Source organism: Pseudomonas sp. FG13 (assembly GCF_057809755.1).
The window spans coordinates 20,816-38,171 of the sequence record NZ_JBMDKO010000030.1 but is presented as its reverse complement, the minus strand read 5'-3'; the positions used below and the strand labels follow the sequence as shown (position 1 = coordinate 38,171).

General features: G+C 61.6%; 19 protein-coding genes. 9 read left to right on the top strand and 10 right to left on the bottom strand.

Going from position 1 to position 17,356, the window contains the following annotated elements; genetic code table 11:
• Positions 1 to 66: 66 nt before the first annotated feature.
• From ACODTO_RS20955 to gntR, 3 genes are all read right to left on the bottom strand, one after another.
• Positions 67 to 489, bottom strand: a complete 423-nt coding sequence (locus tag ACODTO_RS20955) for a GNAT family N-acetyltransferase (protein ID WP_175363758.1) — start codon at positions 487 to 489, stop codon at positions 67 to 69.
• Positions 490 to 613: 124 nt separating this feature from the next.
• Complete coding sequence (locus ACODTO_RS20950; protein ID WP_489106994.1) at positions 614 to 1,168, bottom strand: hypothetical protein; 555 nt, start codon at positions 1,166 to 1,168, stop codon at positions 614 to 616.
• A 166-nt stretch (positions 1,169 to 1,334) separates the two neighbouring features.
• The gene (gene gntR / locus ACODTO_RS20945; RefSeq protein ID WP_139647625.1) at positions 1,335 to 2,366 is read right to left on the bottom strand and encodes an HTH-type transcriptional regulator GntR; all 1,032 of its coding nucleotides are present in this window, start codon (positions 2,364 to 2,366) and stop codon (positions 1,335 to 1,337) included.
• Positions 2,367 to 2,580: 214 nt separating this feature from the next.
• Here gntR and ACODTO_RS20940 point away from each other — a divergent pair, with 214 nt between their 5' ends.
• Both ACODTO_RS20940 and ACODTO_RS20935 read left to right on the top strand, forming a co-directional pair.
• Positions 2,581 to 3,114: a gluconokinase gene (locus tag ACODTO_RS20940; protein WP_139647627.1), complete on the top strand. Its 534-nt coding sequence runs from the start codon at positions 2,581 to 2,583 to the stop codon at positions 3,112 to 3,114.
• A 92-nt stretch (positions 3,115 to 3,206) separates the two neighbouring features.
• Complete coding sequence (locus ACODTO_RS20935) at positions 3,207 to 4,559, top strand: GntP family permease (protein ID WP_041023850.1); 1,353 nt, start codon at positions 3,207 to 3,209, stop codon at positions 4,557 to 4,559.
• 117 nt (positions 4,560 to 4,676) lie between these two features.
• On the opposite strand, the gene alaC is transcribed toward ACODTO_RS20935, so the two are convergent.
• Positions 4,677 to 5,894 (bottom strand): alanine transaminase, encoded by a 1,218-nt coding sequence (gene alaC / locus ACODTO_RS20930; protein ID WP_175363754.1) that lies wholly within the window; start codon positions 5,892 to 5,894, stop codon positions 4,677 to 4,679.
• 197 nt (positions 5,895 to 6,091) lie between these two features.
• Here alaC and ACODTO_RS20925 point away from each other — a divergent pair, with 197 nt between their 5' ends.
• Both ACODTO_RS20925 and ACODTO_RS20920 read left to right on the top strand, forming a co-directional pair.
• Positions 6,092 to 6,754, top strand: coding sequence for a LysE family translocator (locus tag ACODTO_RS20925; protein ID WP_139647629.1), 663 nt, complete (start codon positions 6,092 to 6,094; stop codon positions 6,752 to 6,754).
• 79 nt (positions 6,755 to 6,833) lie between these two features.
• Positions 6,834 to 7,319, top strand: a complete 486-nt coding sequence (locus ACODTO_RS20920; RefSeq protein ID WP_139647631.1) for a GyrI-like domain-containing protein — start codon at positions 6,834 to 6,836, stop codon at positions 7,317 to 7,319.
• Between the two features lie 30 nt (positions 7,320 to 7,349).
• Here the strand turns inward: ACODTO_RS20920 and ACODTO_RS20915 are convergent, their stop codons facing one another.
• Positions 7,350 to 7,859, bottom strand: coding sequence for a GNAT family N-acetyltransferase (locus ACODTO_RS20915; RefSeq protein ID WP_139647632.1), 510 nt, complete (start codon positions 7,857 to 7,859; stop codon positions 7,350 to 7,352).
• A 140-nt stretch (positions 7,860 to 7,999) separates the two neighbouring features.
• On the opposite strand from ACODTO_RS20915, the gene ACODTO_RS20910 reads away from it, so the two are divergent.
• From ACODTO_RS20910 to ACODTO_RS20895, 4 genes are all read left to right on the top strand, one after another.
• Positions 8,000 to 8,434 carry a YybH family protein gene (locus ACODTO_RS20910; RefSeq protein ID WP_175386823.1) on the top strand — a complete coding sequence of 145 codons (435 nt, stop codon included), beginning with the start codon at positions 8,000 to 8,002 and terminating at the stop codon, positions 8,432 to 8,434.
• A 67-nt stretch (positions 8,435 to 8,501) separates the two neighbouring features.
• Positions 8,502 to 8,846 carry a YciI family protein gene (locus tag ACODTO_RS20905; RefSeq protein ID WP_041023844.1) on the top strand — a complete coding sequence of 115 codons (345 nt, stop codon included), beginning with the start codon at positions 8,502 to 8,504 and terminating at the stop codon, positions 8,844 to 8,846.
• A 27-nt stretch (positions 8,847 to 8,873) separates the two neighbouring features.
• Complete coding sequence (locus tag ACODTO_RS20900; RefSeq protein ID WP_489106993.1) at positions 8,874 to 9,350, top strand: SRPBCC family protein; 477 nt, start codon at positions 8,874 to 8,876, stop codon at positions 9,348 to 9,350.
• Positions 9,350 to 10,591, top strand: coding sequence for an RNA polymerase sigma factor (locus ACODTO_RS20895; protein WP_139647634.1), 1,242 nt, complete (start codon positions 9,350 to 9,352; stop codon positions 10,589 to 10,591). Before ACODTO_RS20900 ends, ACODTO_RS20895 begins: the two co-directional genes overlap by 1 nt.
• Before the next feature lie 75 nt (positions 10,592 to 10,666).
• On the opposite strand, the gene ACODTO_RS20890 is transcribed toward ACODTO_RS20895, so the two are convergent.
• The 5 genes from ACODTO_RS20890 to ACODTO_RS20870 all read right to left on the bottom strand — a co-directional run bounded on the left by ACODTO_RS20890 (position 10,667) and on the right by ACODTO_RS20870 (position 16,357).
• Positions 10,667 to 12,010, bottom strand: a complete 1,344-nt coding sequence (locus ACODTO_RS20890; protein ID WP_139647636.1) for an imelysin family protein — start codon at positions 12,008 to 12,010, stop codon at positions 10,667 to 10,669.
• 205 nt (positions 12,011 to 12,215) lie between these two features.
• Positions 12,216 to 14,267 carry a putative bifunctional diguanylate cyclase/phosphodiesterase gene (locus tag ACODTO_RS20885; protein ID WP_175363749.1) on the bottom strand — a complete coding sequence of 684 codons (2,052 nt, stop codon included), beginning with the start codon at positions 14,265 to 14,267 and terminating at the stop codon, positions 12,216 to 12,218.
• Between the two features lie 309 nt (positions 14,268 to 14,576).
• A complete protein-coding gene (locus ACODTO_RS20880; protein WP_024781210.1) occupies positions 14,577 to 15,173 on the bottom strand; it encodes a superoxide dismutase in 597 nt (198 codons plus the stop codon).
• A gap of 174 nt (positions 15,174 to 15,347) precedes the next feature.
• On the bottom strand, positions 15,348 to 15,950 hold the full coding sequence (locus ACODTO_RS20875; protein WP_139647686.1) for a LysE/ArgO family amino acid transporter: 603 nt from the start codon (positions 15,948 to 15,950) through the stop codon (positions 15,348 to 15,350).
• Positions 15,951 to 15,955: 5 nt separating this feature from the next.
• Positions 15,956 to 16,357: an ACT domain-containing protein gene (locus ACODTO_RS20870; protein WP_139647640.1), complete on the bottom strand. Its 402-nt coding sequence runs from the start codon at positions 16,355 to 16,357 to the stop codon at positions 15,956 to 15,958.
• 84 nt (positions 16,358 to 16,441) lie between these two features.
• On the opposite strand from ACODTO_RS20870, the gene ACODTO_RS20865 reads away from it, so the two are divergent.
• Positions 16,442 to 17,347, top strand: a complete 906-nt coding sequence (locus tag ACODTO_RS20865; RefSeq protein WP_489107001.1) for a LysR family transcriptional regulator ArgP — start codon at positions 16,442 to 16,444, stop codon at positions 17,345 to 17,347.
• Positions 17,348 to 17,356 lie beyond the last annotated feature (9 nt).

Below are 17,356 nucleotides of genomic sequence, written 5' to 3'. Positions count from 1 at the left end.
TGGGTCAGCTTGCATCGTTGTGGAATGTCCTGCCGCCTTCGCGAGCAGGCTCGCTCCCACAGGGCATCAGGACCGGCTTCCCGGCTCCAACCCCATCGCAATCATCGGCTTGCTGCGGGCATACCGGCTCAGGCGCTCGGCCATCGCATAGGGCAGGGCGGGCTCGAACGTGAAGCCGTGCCGTTCATAGAACCCGCGCAATTCCGGGTGGCAGAACAGCCAAACCGGTGCGTCCACGGCTTTCACCGCTTCGCTGATCAAGCGTGCCGCGACACCTTGCCCACGGTGTGCCGGGTCGACAAACAACCCCGTCAACCAGTGCCCGCCCGCCACTGATCGCAAGCAGAGGGCGGCGACGATGTCATCCTGCCTCGCCACCCACAGCTGCGCGTCACGCACGGCTTTCATCGAGGATTGATGGGCGCGGTAGAACTTGTTCATCAGCGGCCACAGCGGTTCATCGAGCAGCACATAACGGATTTCGGACATGGCAACGTCGTGGAGGGGGAGGAGGGCAGATTATAAGGGAACACGTTTCGATAAACCTGTGGGAGCAAAGCTTGCTCCCACAGGTTTTGCACTCCGGCGGCTCATCTGCTGGCCGCCGGCGGGCTCAGAGGGACGTGAGGAGCATCGCCGCGGCCGGATCCTTATCGCCCGTGTCGCGCTGTTCCTGGGTCTTTTCCACCTGCGCCATTGCGGACTTGTCCTGCATGCGCTGGGCAATTTCCTGGCCGACCGCCAGTTGCTTCTCGGGTGGCATCGCCTCGTATTCTTCTTCGCTGATGCCCATCTCGGCGAGAATGGCGTCACGCAGACGCTCTTCAGGCGTCTTGCTCATGTAGTCCTTGAAGTCCTTCAGTGCCGAACTGTCGGTCTGGTGCGCCGGGGCATCCTGGGCAGCGGTGGTCTGCAACTGCACGCGGGTCTTGGCGAACGCCTCATCGACATTGTCGCTGATGGCCGTGGCCGCGTTGACCTGTTGCGTAGCCTGTTGGGTGACGGACTCCCGCACCTGGGCATTGCCCTGGCTCGCCTGGGCCTGCACGTTATCGCGCAACGCCTGTAGCGCGGCGCTTTGCAGGCCGCTGGCGGCGTCGGCGGTCGGGTCCTCGCCCGGACGCTTGAGCGGCAGAATCATCGCTTGTTGTTTGGCACTGACCAACATGATGGGCACCTGTAGGTAATGGCTGAGCGATGGGCAGGAGCAATTCCCATGCCGACGCCGGGTGCCCCGTGTTTCGAGGGATGCAGGGCGGTGGGCGAGGCGAAGCGGCCAGCCCTTGCCGTTGACCGGCAGGGATCGACCGCCTCGGCGCGGCGAGGGGGAGGGGTCAGGTACTTTCGCGAATCTTGAGCTCGAACCCCATGTCCACCACGGGTTGGGCGATGCGGTTGCCTGCCATCAACGTCAGCATCTGTTCGGCGGCACGGCGGCCGATGGCTTCCCGTGGCGTGCTGATGCTGCTCAGGCGCGGCACCATGTGGGCCGAGGCGGGCAGGTCGTTGAAGCCGAGGACCGAGATCTGTTCGGGAATCCTGATGCCACAGCGCAAGGCTTCGAACAGGGCGCCATGGGCGAGGTCGTCGTTGCCGAAGAAAATCCCATCGACATCCGGGTGGCTGGCCAGCAGTTGCAGGAACAGTTCGCCGCCCAGGCCCACCGATGACGGGCGCGGTGTCAGCAGCTCCAAGTCCGGGTCGTACAGCCCGGCCTTCTGCAGGGCCCGGCGAAAACCTTCGCCGCGCAACAAGGTGCGCTGGTCCAGTTGTGCGCCGATGTAGGCCAGGCGTTTGCGACCGCGGGAGATCAGGTGTTCGGCCGCCGTCTCGCCGGCCTTGAGCTGGGAAAAGCCGACGCAGTTGAGCCCCGCCCCGGGGTCCAGTTCCATCATGTAGACACACGGAATGTTGCTGGCCTCGATCATGCGGCGGGCGCTTTCAGTGCGGTCGAAACCTGTCAGCAGCAAGCCACGGGGCTGATAGGCCATGTAGTTGCGCAGCAGGTCTTCTTCTTCATCCCGGGAGTAGTGATAGTTGCCGATCACCACTTCGAAGCCCTTGGGCCTCAAGACACGGTGAATGGCTTCCAGGGTGTCGATGAACAGCAGGTTGGACAGCGACGGCACCAACACCACCACCGAATGGCTCTGGGCCGAAGCCAGGGCGCGGGCGGCGGGATTGACGACATAATTGAGTGCCTGAGCCGCCTGTCGGACCTTTTCCACCAGGTCGGTGGCCACGGTGCTGACGCCGCGCAAGGCACGGGAGGCGGTGATGGGGCTGACACCGGCCAGGCGTGCGACTTCGTTGAGCGTAGGGCGACCGGTGGTGCGGGTATTCTTATCGTTCTTGGGGACGGTCATCAGGTGGCTTGCCAAACAAAAATCAAGGCACTAAGGTAGCGCTGTCTCGACGCGGCTGCAAATGCGCGAGTGGGGTTTGCCTGAATCCCATCCGTTGGTGTCGTGAACGAAAATGCTGCAACCACAAAAATGACAAGAAGGCGTCGGCAACTTCTGCTTTTGCTGCGGTGTCATAACTGGCAAAGGTAGCGCTGTCTGCGCGCTGAGGTGTTACATGAACAATCCCATCACCGCCCTGGTCATCATGGGCGTTGCCGGTTGCGGCAAGACTTGCGTCAGCCAGGCCCTGTGCCAACTGAGCGGCGCCACCGCCATCGAAGGCGACACATTCCACCCCGCGGCCAACATCCAGAAGATGAGCGCCGGTATTCCCCTGAACGACGACGACCGTGCCGGCTGGCTAGACAGCCTGTGCGATGAGTTGCGCCGCATCGACGCCAAGGGCGAGCGTCCGGTGTTGACCTGCTCGGCCCTCAAGCACAGTTATCGCGAGCGTCTGCGCAGCGCCTTGCCTGGCCTGGGTTTCGTGTTCCTGGAACTGACGCCCGAAGTGGCGGCCGACCGTGTGTCCCATCGCCCCGGCCATTTCATGCCGTCGACGTTGATCGACAGTCAGTTCGCCACCCTTGAATCCCCCGTCGGCGAACCTCTGGTCCTGGCCCTGGATGCGTCCAGCCACGGCGTCGATGAGCTGGCTCGCCAGGCTTACACCTGGTGGTTGGAACACGGTTTGAAGCTGGCCAGTTGAACTCGATCATTTTTGCGTCAGAAAGATAGCGCTGTCCCGACGGCTTACAAATAACTGCTTCAATAACAACAACAAATCAGGAGACACCCCTCATGTTTGGCATGTCCCACGAGACGTTCCTACTGCTCGATGCAGTGGTCACGGTGATCGGACTCATCCTCCTCATCACCCAGTTCAAATTCCACCCGTTCATTGCCCTGACCATCGCGGCCGCGTTTCTCGGCCTGACGTCGGGCATGCCGATCGGCACCATCATCAAGGCCTTCCAGGATGGTTTCGGCGGCGTGCTGGGCTTTGTCGGGATCATCCTGGCCCTGGGCACCATGCTCGGTAAGATGATGGCCGAGTCGGGCGGGGCGGATCAGATCGCCCAGACCTTGATCCGCGCCTTCGGCAAGGACAAGGTGCAGTGGGCCATGATGTTCGCCGCGTTCCTGGTGGGGATCCCGCTGTTCTTCGAAATCGGTTTCGTGCTGCTGATCCCGCTGGTGTTCATCGTGGCGCGCCGCACCGGCGTGTCGATCATCAAGATCGGTATCCCGCTGCTCGCCGGCCTGTCCGCGGTGCACGGCCTGGTGCCGCCACACCCGGGCCCGCTGCTGGCCATCGGCGTGTTCGGTGCCGACATCGGCAAGACCATTCTCTATGGCCTGATCGTAGCCTTGCCGACCGCCATCATTGCCGGTCCGATTTTCGGTACGTTCATCGCCAAGCACATCCCTGGCCACGCCAATCAGGAGCTGGTCGATCAATTGGCCCGTGAGCCCGAGGCCAAGGAACTGCCGAGCTTCGGCATCACCCTGGTCACCGTGCTGCTGCCAGTGTTCCTGATGCTGCTCAAGACCTTTGCCGACGTGGTGCTGCCGGACGGCAACATCTTCCGCACCTTCATGGACCTGATCGGTCACCCGATCTCGGCACTGCTGCTGGCCTTGCTGCTGTCGCTGTACACCTTCGGCCATCGCCAGGGCATCGGTTCCAACCAGATCCTGAAGTTGCTCGACGCGAGCCTGGCACCGACTGCCGCGATCATCCTGATCATCGGTGCCGGTGGTGGCTTCAAGCAGATGCTGGTGACCAGCGGCGTGGGTGACGTGATCGGCCATATGGCCGTGAGTGCGCAGATTTCGCCGATCCTGCTGGCCTGGCTGGTCGCAGCGGTGATTCGTATCGCCACCGGCTCGGCCACCGTCGCCACCATCACTGGCGCAGGCATCGTGGTTCCGGTGGTAGGGATGATTCCAGGTGTGAACCGTGAGCTACTGGTGCTAGCCACCGGCGCCGGTTCGTTGATTCTGTCTCACGTCAATGATGCGGGCTTCTGGCTGGTCAAGCAGTACTTCAACATGACCGTGGCCGAAACCTTCAAGACCTGGACGGCGATGGAAACCATCCTGTCGGTGGTGGGGTTGGGCTTCATCCTGTTGCTGTCGCTGGTGGTCTGAAGGCCCAGCACAAACAACTGTGGGAGCGAGCCTGCTCGCGATGGCGGTATGTCAGAAGCATCCATGCAACTGACCCACCGCTATCGCGAGCAGGCTCGCTCCCACATTGGGCTTGTATCAGGTGTTGGTCTTGCCGACCAACCCATCCGCCCGGAACATTGCCCGGATCCCACGCACGGCCTGGCGGATCCGGTCCTGGTTCTCGATCAGCGCAAAGCGCACATGATCATCCCCATATTCGCCGAAGCCCACGCCCGGTGAGACGCAGACCTTGGCTTCGGCCAGCAGCTTCTTGGCAAACTCCAGCGAGCCCAGGTGGGCATAGGCCTCGGGAATCTTGGCCCAGACGTACATCGACGCCTTGGGGTTCTCCACCATCCAACCCAGTTCATGCAGGCCCTTGACCAGCACATTGCGGCGCTGGCGGTACTGCTCGGCGATGTCGCGCACGCATTGTTGGTCGCCTTCCAGCGCGGCGATGGCGGCCACCTGCAAGGGCGTGAAGGTGCCGTAGTCGTGGTAGCTCTTGATCCGTGCCAGGGCGCTGACCAGTTCCGGGTTGCCGACCATGAAGCCAATGCGCCAGCCGGCCATGTTGTAACTCTTGGACAGAGTGAAGAACTCCACCGCAATGTCTTTTGCGCCGGGCACCTGCATGATCGATGGCGCTTTCCAGCCGTCGTAGACGATGTCGGCGTAGGCCAGGTCGTGGATCACCAGCACATCGTACTGCTTGGCCAGGGCGATGACCCGTTCGAAGAAATCCAGTTCCACGCACTGGGCGGTGGGGTTGGACGGGAAGCCCAGGATCATCATCTTCGGCTTGGGAATCGAACCGCGAATGGCCCGCTCCAGTTCGTCGAAGAAATCCACGCCCGGTATCAGCGGCACCGAGCGCACCTGGGCGCCGGCGATCACTGCGCCGTAAATATGGATCGGGTAGCTGGGGTTGGGCACCAGTACCGTGTCGCCCTGGTCCAGGGTCGCCAGCATCAGGTGGGCCAGGCCTTCCTTGGAGCCGATGGTGACGATGGCTTCGCTTTCAGGGTCGATGTCCACCTCGTAGCGGTCCTTGTACCAGCGCGAAATGGCGCGGCGCAGGCGCGGGATGCCTTTGGAGGTGGAGTATCCATGGGTGTCTTCACGCTGGGCGACGGTGACCAGTTTTTCCACGATGTGTGGGGGCGTGGCGCCGTCGGGGTTACCCATGCTCAAGTCGATGATGTCTTCGCCGCGCCGACGCGCAGCCATCTTCAGCTCGGCAGTGATATTGAATACGTAAGGGGGGAGTCGATCGATGCGCGCAAAGCGGCGCGGCGAACCTTGTTCGGCCATTGTTGCCTCGAGATACGTGAGCGCCCGGAACCGTCCGAGCGACGTTGGCCACTGCGGTGGCCTGCGGCGCAAGATAATGGCCGCCATGGCCGCTTGTCCAGTGGCGGCCCACAACTATTTTCGACGACACTGTCGACCCGTCCGTGGAATGCGTGCGGACTGCTCAATTCGCCATACCCAACCCGAACGGAATGATGATGGAATTTTCCAGCGGTTTTTTGCTGAGTCTCTCCCTGTGCCTGGACATTGGCGTCGCCAATATCGCGATGATCACGCTTGCCATGCAACGTGGTTATTTCCAGGGTTTTGCCCTGGGCCTGGGCACCTGCGTGGGCGACTTGGTCTATGCGGTGCTGGCCCTGGCCGGCATGACGGTGTTGCTGCAGTACGAAGCGGTGCGCTGGGTACTGTGGATCGGCGGTTCGGTGCTGTTGCTGTATTTCGCGGCGAAAATGGTCCATTCGGCGATTTATCACGGCGCAGTGCTGGAACAGGCGGGTGAGGCGCGGGGCAACTCCTCTGGCCAGGAATTTCTGCGTGGGATCTTCCTGGCCATGTCGTCGCCCAGTGCCATCCTCTGGTTCGCGGCCGTGGGCGGTACGCTCATCGCCCGCTCAGGGGGTGGCACTGTGCTCAGCTCGATACTTTTCCTCGGTGGTTTCCTCTGCGCCGGGCTGCTGTGGAGTGCAGGCCTGTGCCTGGCTGCCACCCAGGGCGGAAAATTATTGGGGGATAAATTGCTGCGTTATTCCTATTGGGCATCCGCTGCGATCTTCTGTTATTTCGCTGTTTACGTGATCGTTTCTGGCTACAACGAGTTTGTAGGGGCCTCTGTAGCGACGTTGGTTCCCGCGGCCTGATAAGCGAAACGGCCCTGGCATTCATGGTTTGGCTTCTATACTGCCAAACCCGACCTCATGTTTTGCGGAGTGTTGACGCATGGAAAAGCCCCAACGCGATTACACAGCCGAGCCACGCTTCGAACACGGAAACTTTCATCTTATCGCCGGTTTTGGCGGCCGTTTTACCCAGGAAACCGCCCAGGGTATCCCCCTGCTCTGGGAAAAGTTTCTGCCCTGGCTCGGTAACGTGCCAGGGCAGAAAAGCGAAGTTACCTACGGTGTGTGTTGCAACCCGGACGGGAACGGCGGATTCGAATACATCGCCGGGGTGGAGATCAGTCGACTCGACGATCTGCCGGAACAGTACCGCTGGATCGAAATCCAGCCCGCTCACTATGCGGTGTTCGAACACCATGGGCCATTGAAGAGCCTGCAGGACACCTTTCACTACATCTGGAATGTCTGGTTGCCCCAATCGGGTCACGAAGCGGCGGACGCTCCGGAGTTCGAGCGCTACAGCGAAGACTTCAACCCCAAGACCAACGAAGGAACTCTGGAGATCTGGATACCGCTCAAAAGCTAGTGGCCTGTACGGTTAATTCGAGTACTCAAATTAGCCACACAGGCCACTAGGGCCCTGGAACATCAAGCCCATCCGCCGCTCATAACCGATGCGGCCCTTGTAGGCTTCGCCACAGTCGATCCAGCCCATTTGGGTGTACAGGCCAATAGCCGATTCGTTATCGGCATCGACCGCGAGCTCCAACCCCCTGATTTCCGGCCAGGCCGCACGCGCCACTGCGGGCAGTGCTTGCAGGCAGGCCCTGCCGTGACCCTTGCCCTGGGCCCGGCGATCGACCTGCAGGGCATGCAGGGTTGCGCTGTGCTCATCGGCCCAGGCGGGCAACATGGGCGGACGCTTGAGCAGCAGGAACGCCACCGGCGCGCCGTCGACCAGCAACGCGAAACCCTTGACCCCCGGGCAGGGCCGGGACAGCAACATGTGCAGTGCACCGTGGATATCGCCGGAGAACCGGATCTGTTCGGGAAGGAGCTCGATGGCTTCCACCTGTTGGCGCTGGGCAGCGCTCAGATTTTCATAGTCGACAAGTTGAGCAGTCACAGTCACGTCCGTTGTTTGTCTGCAGGATGGAGCGCAATTCTAGCGAATTTTCTTCCTTGAATTATTTTCATCCGAGATGTCGATTCGCCGTCTCCCCAAACGACAAAGGGTGTCTTCAACAAAAACTGTGGAGAATCACCATGAACACCCAAGCCACCGAAACCGAAATCCAGGCCCTGATCGATACCTATCGTCAGGCCGTCATGGCCAAGGACGTTGAAAAAGTCATGGCGCTCTATGCCGACGACATCGTCTCGTTCGACGCCATCCAGGCCCTGCAATTCAAGGGCAAGGTCGCCTATCGCGCCCATTGGCAGGCCTGCATGGAAATGTGCCCCGGCCCGCACAAGTTCGACTTCCACCAGGTCAAGATCAACGTGGCGGACAGCATCGCTTTCGCCCATTGGCTGGCCTATTGCGGTGGCACCAACGACAAGGGCGAAGAACAGGCGTGCTGGATGCGAGTGACGGCCTGCTACCAACGTGTGGCGGGACAGTGGAGGATCGTCCATGAACATTGGTCGGCGCCGTTCGATCCGATGGCGGGCACGGCGATCTTCGATCTTCAGCCCTGATCGTCGGTTTTTTCGCCGCCGCGTCCTTCTACCGTCATAGTTGATCCGTTCGATCCCGGAGTTTTCCATGAAGTACTTATGCCTGGTGTATAGCAACGAACAAACGCTGCACAGCTCGCCCGACAGCCCGGAGGACGCCGAGTGCATGGCCTACGCCGAGTCGATCCAGGGCAGCGGGCGGATGATCGCCGCCGAGGCCCTGGAGTCGGTGCAGACCGCGACCACCGTGCGCATGCGCGGCGGCAAGCTGTCGATCACCGACGGACCGTTCGCCGAGACCAAGGAACAACTGGCGGGTTTCTATCTGATCGACGCCAAGGACTTGAACGAGGCCATCCAGGTCGCCGGCAACATCCCGGCGGCCCGGGTCGGTTGTGTCGAAGTCCGACCGGTGCGCCAATTGAACCCCTGAACAACAATCACAAACAGGATTCGATTCATGAACCTCACACCTGCTGCTTTCGAGTTGTCCATCAGTCGGCTGATCGATGCCCCGCGCCAGAAGATCTTCCGAGCCTGGACCGAGCCTGCCCTGCTGGTCCAGTGGTGGGGGCCCCACGGCATGACCACGCCGGAATGCGAAATGGACCTGTGGGTAGGCGGTCAGTTTCGCACCCTGATGCGTGCGCCTGACGGCAGCGAATACCCGAGCATGGGGGTGTTCCTGGAAATCGTCGCCCCCCGGCGGCTGGTGTTCACCGATGCGTTCGTGCCTGGCTGGGTGCCCTCTGGCAAGGCCTTCATGACCGCCGAGGTGGTGCTTGAAGAGGAGGGCGGAAAAACCCGCTACACCGCCCGAGCCCTGCACTGGAGCGAAGAGGACCGGCAGGCCCACGAGGCCATGGGGTTCCATGACGGCTGGGGCCAGAGCCTGGACCGGCTCGAAGCGTTGGTCACCCAAGGCATGCCCGACTGATGTCGGCCGATGTGGTCAAGGCGCGGGTCGAGCAGGTCTATCGGCAAGACTCGCGGCGGATCCTGGCGACGCTGATTCGCTTGCTGGGGGATTTCGACCTGGCGGAGGAAGCCCTGCACGAAGCCTTCTTCATTGCGGTCGAGCGTTGGCAACGTGACGGTGTGCCGGACAACCCTAGGGCCTGGCTGGTGTCCGCCGGGCGCTTCAAGGCCATCGACAGTTTGCGCAGGCGAGCGCGCTTCGCGGCGTCCCAGCCAATGCTGATCGCCCAGCTCGAGGCGCTTGAACAGTCTGACTGGAGCGACGAAGACGTGGAAGACGATCGTCTGCGGCTGATTTTCACCTGTTGCCATCCGGCCCTGGCGGCGGATGCCCAGGTGCCGTTGACGCTGCGGGAAGTCTGCGACCTGACCACCGAGGAAATCGCCCGTGCCTTCCTCGCCGCACCGGCCGCCATCGCCCAGCGTATCGTGCGGGCCAAGGCGAAGATTCGCGACGCGAAAATTCCCTACCAGGTCCCGTCCCGTCCGGAACTGCCCGAGCGCTTGGACAGTGTGCTGCGGGTGATCTACCTGGTGTTCAACGAAGGTTACTCGGCTTCGATGGGCGCCGAATTGACCCGAGAAGACCTGACCCGCGAGGCCATTCGCCTTGCACGGCTGCTGATGGAGTTGTTGCCTGAAGCCGAGGTCATGGGATTGTTGGCGCTGATGCTGTTGCACGAATCCCGGCGGACGGCGCGCACCTCGGACACTGGTGAGTTGGTGCTGCTGGATGAACAGGACCGCTCCTTGTGGAATGCACAACTGATTGCCGAAGGCTGCGGTTTGGTGGAAGCCGCGTTGAATACCCGCCGGTTTGGGCCTTATTGCCTGCAAGCGGCGATTGCCGCTGTTCACGCCGAAGCGCCTACCGCGCAGGAGACCGACTGGCCGCAAATCGTCGGGCTTTATGACGTGCTGCTGCGGGTCATGCCGTCACCGGTGATCGAACTCAATCGCGCCGTCGCTCTGGCCAAACGTGACGGGCCGGAGGCGGGATTGCGCCTGATCGAGGCGATCCTGGGGCGTGGCGACTTGCTTGACTATCATCTGGCTCACTCGGCACGGGCGGAATTCTGCCGGCAGTTGGGGCGAGTGGAAGAGGCGAGGGCGGCTTATCGGCGTGCGCTTGAATTGACACAGCAACTGCCGGAGCGACGGTTTCTTGAGGGGCGATTGGCGGAGTTGGCCAAGCAATAAACCTGTGGGAGCGGGTTCTTCTGCCCATGAAAAAGGCGACCCGGAGGTCGCCTTTTTCAGTCAGCCCAGCGTCGATCAGAACTCGTGATCAGCGTTGTCCGGGTTCAGGTCGCTGATGCCCAGTTTGCCGGCAGCCTGTTCGATCGAACCGGTCTGCTTGACCAGGGCGGCGATGGCGTCGCGGACGATCTGGTTGCCGGCGGTGTTGCCGGCAGCGATCAACTGGTCGTAGTGCTCACCCTTGTTGGCGTGATCGACCATGACCTGGATCTTGGCTTCGGTATCGGCCAGGTCGGCCTTGAGCGCGGTATCCGCGGCCGGGTCGGCCTTGGCCACCAGGGACGACAGGCTGGCGCCGGTCATCTTGGTACCGTCGACGCGGGTGTATTCGCCCAGGTACACGTTACGCACGCCCTTGGCGTCGTAGAAGTGCGAGTTGTGGGTGTTGTCGCTGAAGCAGTCCTGCTCGTCTTCTGGCGAGTTGGCTTCCAGGGATACCTTCATGCGCTCGCCCGCCAGTTCACCGAGGGACAGGCTGCCCATGCCGAACAGCATCTTGCGCAGGCCGCTTTCGGCCGGCTCCGCTTCCAGGGTGGCGCGGTAGTTGTCGGCCACGTTCGGCTTCCAGTTACCGACCATTTCTTCCAGGTCGCTGACCAGCAACTGGGTCACGGACTTGAGGTAGGCACGACGACGGTCGTTGTGGCCGCCAGTGGCGCCGGCGCCTTCCAGGTAATCGGAAGCCGGGCGGTTGCCGGCGCCCGGGCCGGTGCCGTTGAGGTCCTGGCCCCACAGCAGGAATTCGATGGCGTGGTAGCCGGTGGCGACGTTGGCCTCGGAACCGCCCAGCTCATTCAGGCTGGCGAGTTTTTCCGGGGTGATGTCCTTCACGTCGACCTTGTCTTCACCCACCTGGACTTCGGTGTTGGCGATGATGTTGGCGGTGGCGCCTGGGTTGCCCAGCGCATGCTCGTAGGATTTGTCGACGTAGTCGATCAGGCCTTCGTCCAGGGGCCAGGCGTTCACCTGACCTTCCCAGTCGTCGATGATGGTGTTGCCGAAACGGAACACTTCGCTCTGCAGGTAAGGCACGCGTGCGGCGACCCAGGCAGCCCGGGCGGCTTTCAGGGTGTCGGCGTTCGGCTTGGCCAGGAACGCGTCGACGGCGGTTTGCAGGGTTTTTGCGGTAGATTCGGCATCGCTGTAGACGGCATAGACCATATCGGCATAGTGCGCGACGACAGCCTTGGCGGCGGCTTCGTCGAGCTTGCCGGCGGCAGCAGGGGCGGTCGGTGCCGCGGTGCTGGCGGCAGGCGTCGGCGCTTGCGGCGCGGCAGCCTTGTCCTTGCCTTCGCCGCAGCCGGCGAGGGAAATGGCGATGGCCAGCAGACTGGCGGTAGCCAGGGGCATACGAATCATGGCAAACATCCTGCTTCGAAAATGGATGGGACTGGCGCAAGGGCGCGCAAAGCTGCGACATAATGCGAAAGATTTGCATTATGTGTAAAGAGCTGCGGCTGTAAATATTTCTTATTTAATGTACGCGGATCGCAGGCTTGGCCAGTTCCTACAGAAAGATGCAATTTCTCTGTAGGAACTGGCCAAGCCTGCGATCTTTAGAGCGTCAGAGAATGGAGGCCTTGCTGCGCTGCGCCTGCTTCAGATAAACACCCAGCTCCCGTGCTGGCAGGGGTTTGCTGTAGTAGTAGCCCTGACCTTCATGGCAGCCCTCGGCGATGATGTAGGCTTCCTGTTCGACTGTCTCGACGCCTTCGGCGATCACCTGCATGCCGAGGCTTTTACCCAGTTGGATGATGGCGCGGACAATGGTCGCGTCGTCTTCGTCGTCGAGCAGGTCCTGGACGAAGCTCTTGTCGATCTTGATCTTGTCCAGCGGCAGGCTCTTGAGGTAACTCAGGGACGAATAGCCGGTCCCGAAGTCGTCGATGGCAATCAGCGCGCCGGAACGGCGCAGGCTCAGCAAGTGCTGGGCAGCGGTGGTGATGTCTTCCATCAGGCCGGTTTCGGTGACTTCGAGTTCCAGGCTGCGAGGCGGCAACCGGTACATCTGCAGGAGGTTGTTCACCACCCGGGGCAGTTCGGCATGGTGCAGTTGCACCGTGGACAGGTTGACCGCCATGCGCATTTCGACGAAACCCTGGTCGTGCCAGTCGCGCAATTGCTTGCAGGCCTGGTCCAGCACCCATTCGCCGATGGCAATGATGGTGCCGTTCTGCTCGGCCAGTGGAATGAACAGATCCGGCGGCACGAAGCCGTGTTCGGGATGGTGCCAGCGAATCAGCGCCTCGGTGCCCACCACCCGCAAGTCGCGATAGCTGATCTGGGGTTGGTAGACCAGGGTGAATTGGTTGCGGACCAAGGCCTCGCGTAAATCTTTCTCCAGCTCCCGACGGCGGCGCATTTCGCTGTCGACGCTGGCGATGTAGAACTGGTAGCGGTTGCGCGAGCGGGACTTGGCCAGGGTCATGGTCTGCTCGGCTTTCTGCAACAGCTTCTCGGTGCTGTCGCCGTCTTCGGGGAACAGCGTGATGCCAATGGTGGCGCGCAGGCGGATTTCCTGGTCGTCGAGGGCGAAGGGCGCCTCCAGGTCGTCGAGGATGCTTTGCGACAGCTCGGCGGCTTCGTAAGGTTGCTCGATGTCGGCCTGCACCAGGGCGAACTGGTCGCCTCCCAGCCGTGCCAGCGCACCCAGGCGTCCGCTGTGGGCCCGCAACCGATCGGCCAGGGCCAGCAACAGCTGGTCGCCGGTCTGGTAACTGAACTGTTCGTTGATGCTCTTGAAGTCATCCAGACCCACGCACAGCACCGCTACCCGGCGTTGCAGGCGGCCGGCATCCACCAGGATCTTGTCCAGTTGCTGCTGGAGCTGCTGGCGGTTGGGCAGGCCGGTGAGGAAGTCGTACTGGGCCATCCGCAGCAGACTGTTTTCCGCTTCGTGGCGCAGGTGTGTATTGCGTTCGATGGAGGCGAGCAATTGGTTGGCCGTGTTGATCCACAGGCCCAGTTCGTTCTGCTCGTGGCCGCGCAGCTGCGGAATCTTGTGGGCACTGGGGCGATCGGGATTGATTTCCGTCAGGTGCTCGATGATCCGCGACAGCGGCTTGGTCAGCAGCCAGTGGTAGACCAGGTACAACACCAGGCCCATGGCCAGGGCCCGCAACATGCCGGAGATGAAAATGATCACGGAACTGATGATGAACCCCTGGCCGTAGGTGGCGGTGTCCAGGGTGATGCTCAGGTCGCCGTAATATTCGCTGTAGGGGCCACGGCCGACCAATTGTGTGGTGAAGGTGCGTTCCTTGCCCAGGATCAGGTCGGTCAACCAGCGGCTTTCGGAATGCTGCAAGGGCCGGCTTTTTTCGGCGAGCATGGTTTCGTGAGGGTGACCAATGGAGGCCATGCGCACGGCCTCGTCCTGGAACAGCCCTTCGATCACTTGCATGCCCATTTCCCGGTCGAGGCTGTAGACGGCCTGGGTCGAGGGGTCGCGAAACATATCGAGAATGCGCTGGGCATCGCTGGCGACGGCCCGGTTGGTTTTGTAGGCATCGAACACGATCTGAGCGCAGCTCAAAATCATGCCAACGATCAATGCCGAAAGGAGCACGACCCGGAGCAACTTCACAGACAAGCTGTTCTTGAGTTCCAGCTTCAAAGAGGGATTCCTTGTACCGTGCGGGTAGCGTCAAGTTGCCATGAGTATTGGCAATCCTGTGATGTCAGTCAAAGGGACAATCAAACACAAGGGATTTTGCCTGGAACATGGCCGATATGCGGTTTTTCCAGAGTGATTGCTCTACGGTCATTGTGTCGGTTGCAGAGGCCCGTAACTTGAGGCCTTCAGGGATTTTTTGTTGGGATTCGGACGTGAGGTCATCCGCGCGAAAACGAGGGCGAGCATTTATACCGGGCAAAAAAAACCCGGCAAGGTGCCGGGTTCTTTTGTCGGGCGTCGGATCGAAGCTTAGGCGGTGAACGCCTTGCCTTCGAACTGCTCGGCCACGAATTTCCAGTTGACCAGGTTCCAGAACGCTTCGACGTATTTCGGACGAAGGTTGCGGTAGTCGATGTAGTAGGCGTGTTCCCAGACGTCGCAGGTCAGCAGCGGGGTGTCGCCACTGGTCAGCGGGTTGCCGGCGCCGATGGTGCTGGCCAGGGCCAGGGAGCCGTCAGCCTTTTTCACCAGCCAGCCCCAGCCGGAACCGAAGGTGCCGATGGAAGTCTTGCTGAATTCTTCCTTGAACTTGTCGAACGAACCGAAGGCCTTGTTGATGGCTTCAGCCAGTGCGCCGGTAGGTTGACCGCCGGCGTTAGGCGCCAGGCAGTTCCAGTAGAAAGTGTGGTTCCAGACCTGAGCGGCGTTGTTGAAGATGCCGCCCGAGGAAGTCTTGACGATTTCTTCCAGGGTCTTGCCTTCGAACTCGGTGCCAGGCACCAGGTTGTTCAGGTTCACGACGTAGGTGTTGTGGTGCTTGTCGTGGTGAAATTCCAGAGTCTCTTTGGAGATGTGCGGCTGCAGTGCATCGTGTGCGTAGGGCAGCGGCGGCAATTCGAAAGCCATGGTGATTCTCCTAATCAGGTCAGTTGCGGTGAGCGCAAGGCCGATCACGGGCGGCCGGACTAGCGCCGGGGAGTTTGTACTCTTTGCGGCGCAGGGTCGGATCATAGCACCGGGGGTGCGGCATAACCACGCAACAACTGTGTGGGATAGAGGTTCCAGAGCGGTTTCGAATAATCAGCCCATGACGATCAGCTGCACCGCCACGGTGAACATCATCACCGCCACCAGCAGGTCGAGGATCCGCCAGGTGCTCGGGCGAGCCAGCCAGGGGGCCAGCCATGCGGCGCCGATGGCCAGGGTGAAGAACCACAACAGCGAGGCGCTGGCGGCGCCCACGACATAGGCGCCGGGCACACTCTGCTGGGCACCGAGGGAGCCGATCAGCAGCACGGTGTCGAGGTAGACGTGGGGATTGAGCAGGGTCACGGCCAGCGCACTGAGCAACACCGCCCGCAGTGAGCGCACGGCCTGGCGTTCGCCTTGCTGCAGGCTTTGCGTCGAGCAGGCCCGACGCAAGGCGACGCTGGCGTACCAGAACAGGAACGCCGCGCCCCCCCAGCGGGCAATCGCCAGCAACAACGGGCTCTGGGCCAGCAGTGTAGCCAGCCCGAATACGCCGGCCATGACCAGCAGCGCGTCGCAGGTGACGCACAGCGCAGCCACGGGCAAATGATGTTCGCGACGCAGGCTCTGGGCCAGCACAAACGCGTTCTGGGCGCCGATGGCCATGATCAGCCCGAGGGCCACCAACAGCCCGTTCACATAGCTTTGCCACATAAACATTACTCTCCGTTCGCGGCCAATTGCTGGAGTACCGTCATGGCCTGTCCGGCGTCGTCGTGACCAACGAACAGATGGTCGTGGTAGTAACCGGCGATCACGTTGCAACTGATGCCGGCATTGCCCAGCGCCGTGGCGAAGGCTGCGGTCAGGCCTACGGCCTGCAGGGCCGAGTGCACATTGAGGGTGATCCACGCGGCGACGTAATCGAAGCTCAGCCCGGCTTTCTGTGCCTGGGATTTTTCCAGGATCACCGTCAGTCCCTCTCGCTCGAGAAAGCTGCCAATGATCATGATGTCCGCCGGTACCCGGCCGTCGGGCAGGCTACAGAACACGTATTCGCCCTGATTGAGCTGCGGGCTCATGCTGCGCAGCAGGGTTTTCAATGATGTTTCGCCAGACATGGCTCGCTCCTTCCAGTGAATGCTGGTCATTTTCCGGTCGAAAGCTGTATAAGAAAAACCAATATTGCTGATTGCTCATTAGGAATACTGATGTTCGATTACAAGTTGCTGGCGGCCTTGGCTGCCGTGGTGGAGCAGGCCGGTTTCGAGCGTGCGGCCCAGGTGCTGGGTTTGTCGCAATCGGCTGTTTCCCAGCGGATCAAGCTGTTGGAGGCGCGAGTCGGCCAGCCCGTGTTGGTACGCGCCACGCCGCCGGCGCCTACCGAGATCGGTCGCCGTTTGCTCAACCATGTGCAGCAGGTGCGCTTGCTGGAGCGCGATCTGCAAAGCCTGGTGCCGGCACTGGATGAAGATGGGCTGCCCGAACGTCTGCGCATCGCGTTGAATGCCGACAGCCTGGCGACCTGGTGGGCGGCGGCCGTGGGCGATTTCTGCGCCGAACATCACCTGTTGATGGATCTGGTGGTCGAGGATCAGACCGTCGGTCTCAAACGTATGCGCGCCGGCGAAGTGGCGGCGTGTCTCTGCGCCAGCGAGCGCCCGGTGGCCGGGGCCCGCAGCGTATTGCTGGGCGCCATGCGCTATCGTGCGCTGGCGAGCCCTGCCTTCATTGCCCGGCACTTCCCCAATGGCGTGCGCGCCGATCAATTGGCTCGCACGCCGGCCCTGGTGTTCGGTCCGGATGACTTCCTGCAGCACCGCTACCTCGCTTCCCTCGGCGTCGACGGCGGCTTCGAGCACCATTTGTGTCCGTCTTCCGAAGGTTTCATCCGCCTCGCTGAAGCCGGGCTTGGCTGGGGCCTGGTGCCGGAACTGCAGATGCGTGAACAGCTGGCGCGTGGGGTGTTGGTGGAGTTGCTGGCAGATAAACCGATCGATGTGCCGTTGTACTGGCATCATTGGCGTAATGGTGGGCGGTTGCTCGGGTTGTTGACCGATCAATTGATTCACTGCTCGAAGCGCTGGCTGGTGCCTTGGGGACCGCAATGAGCGTCAAGC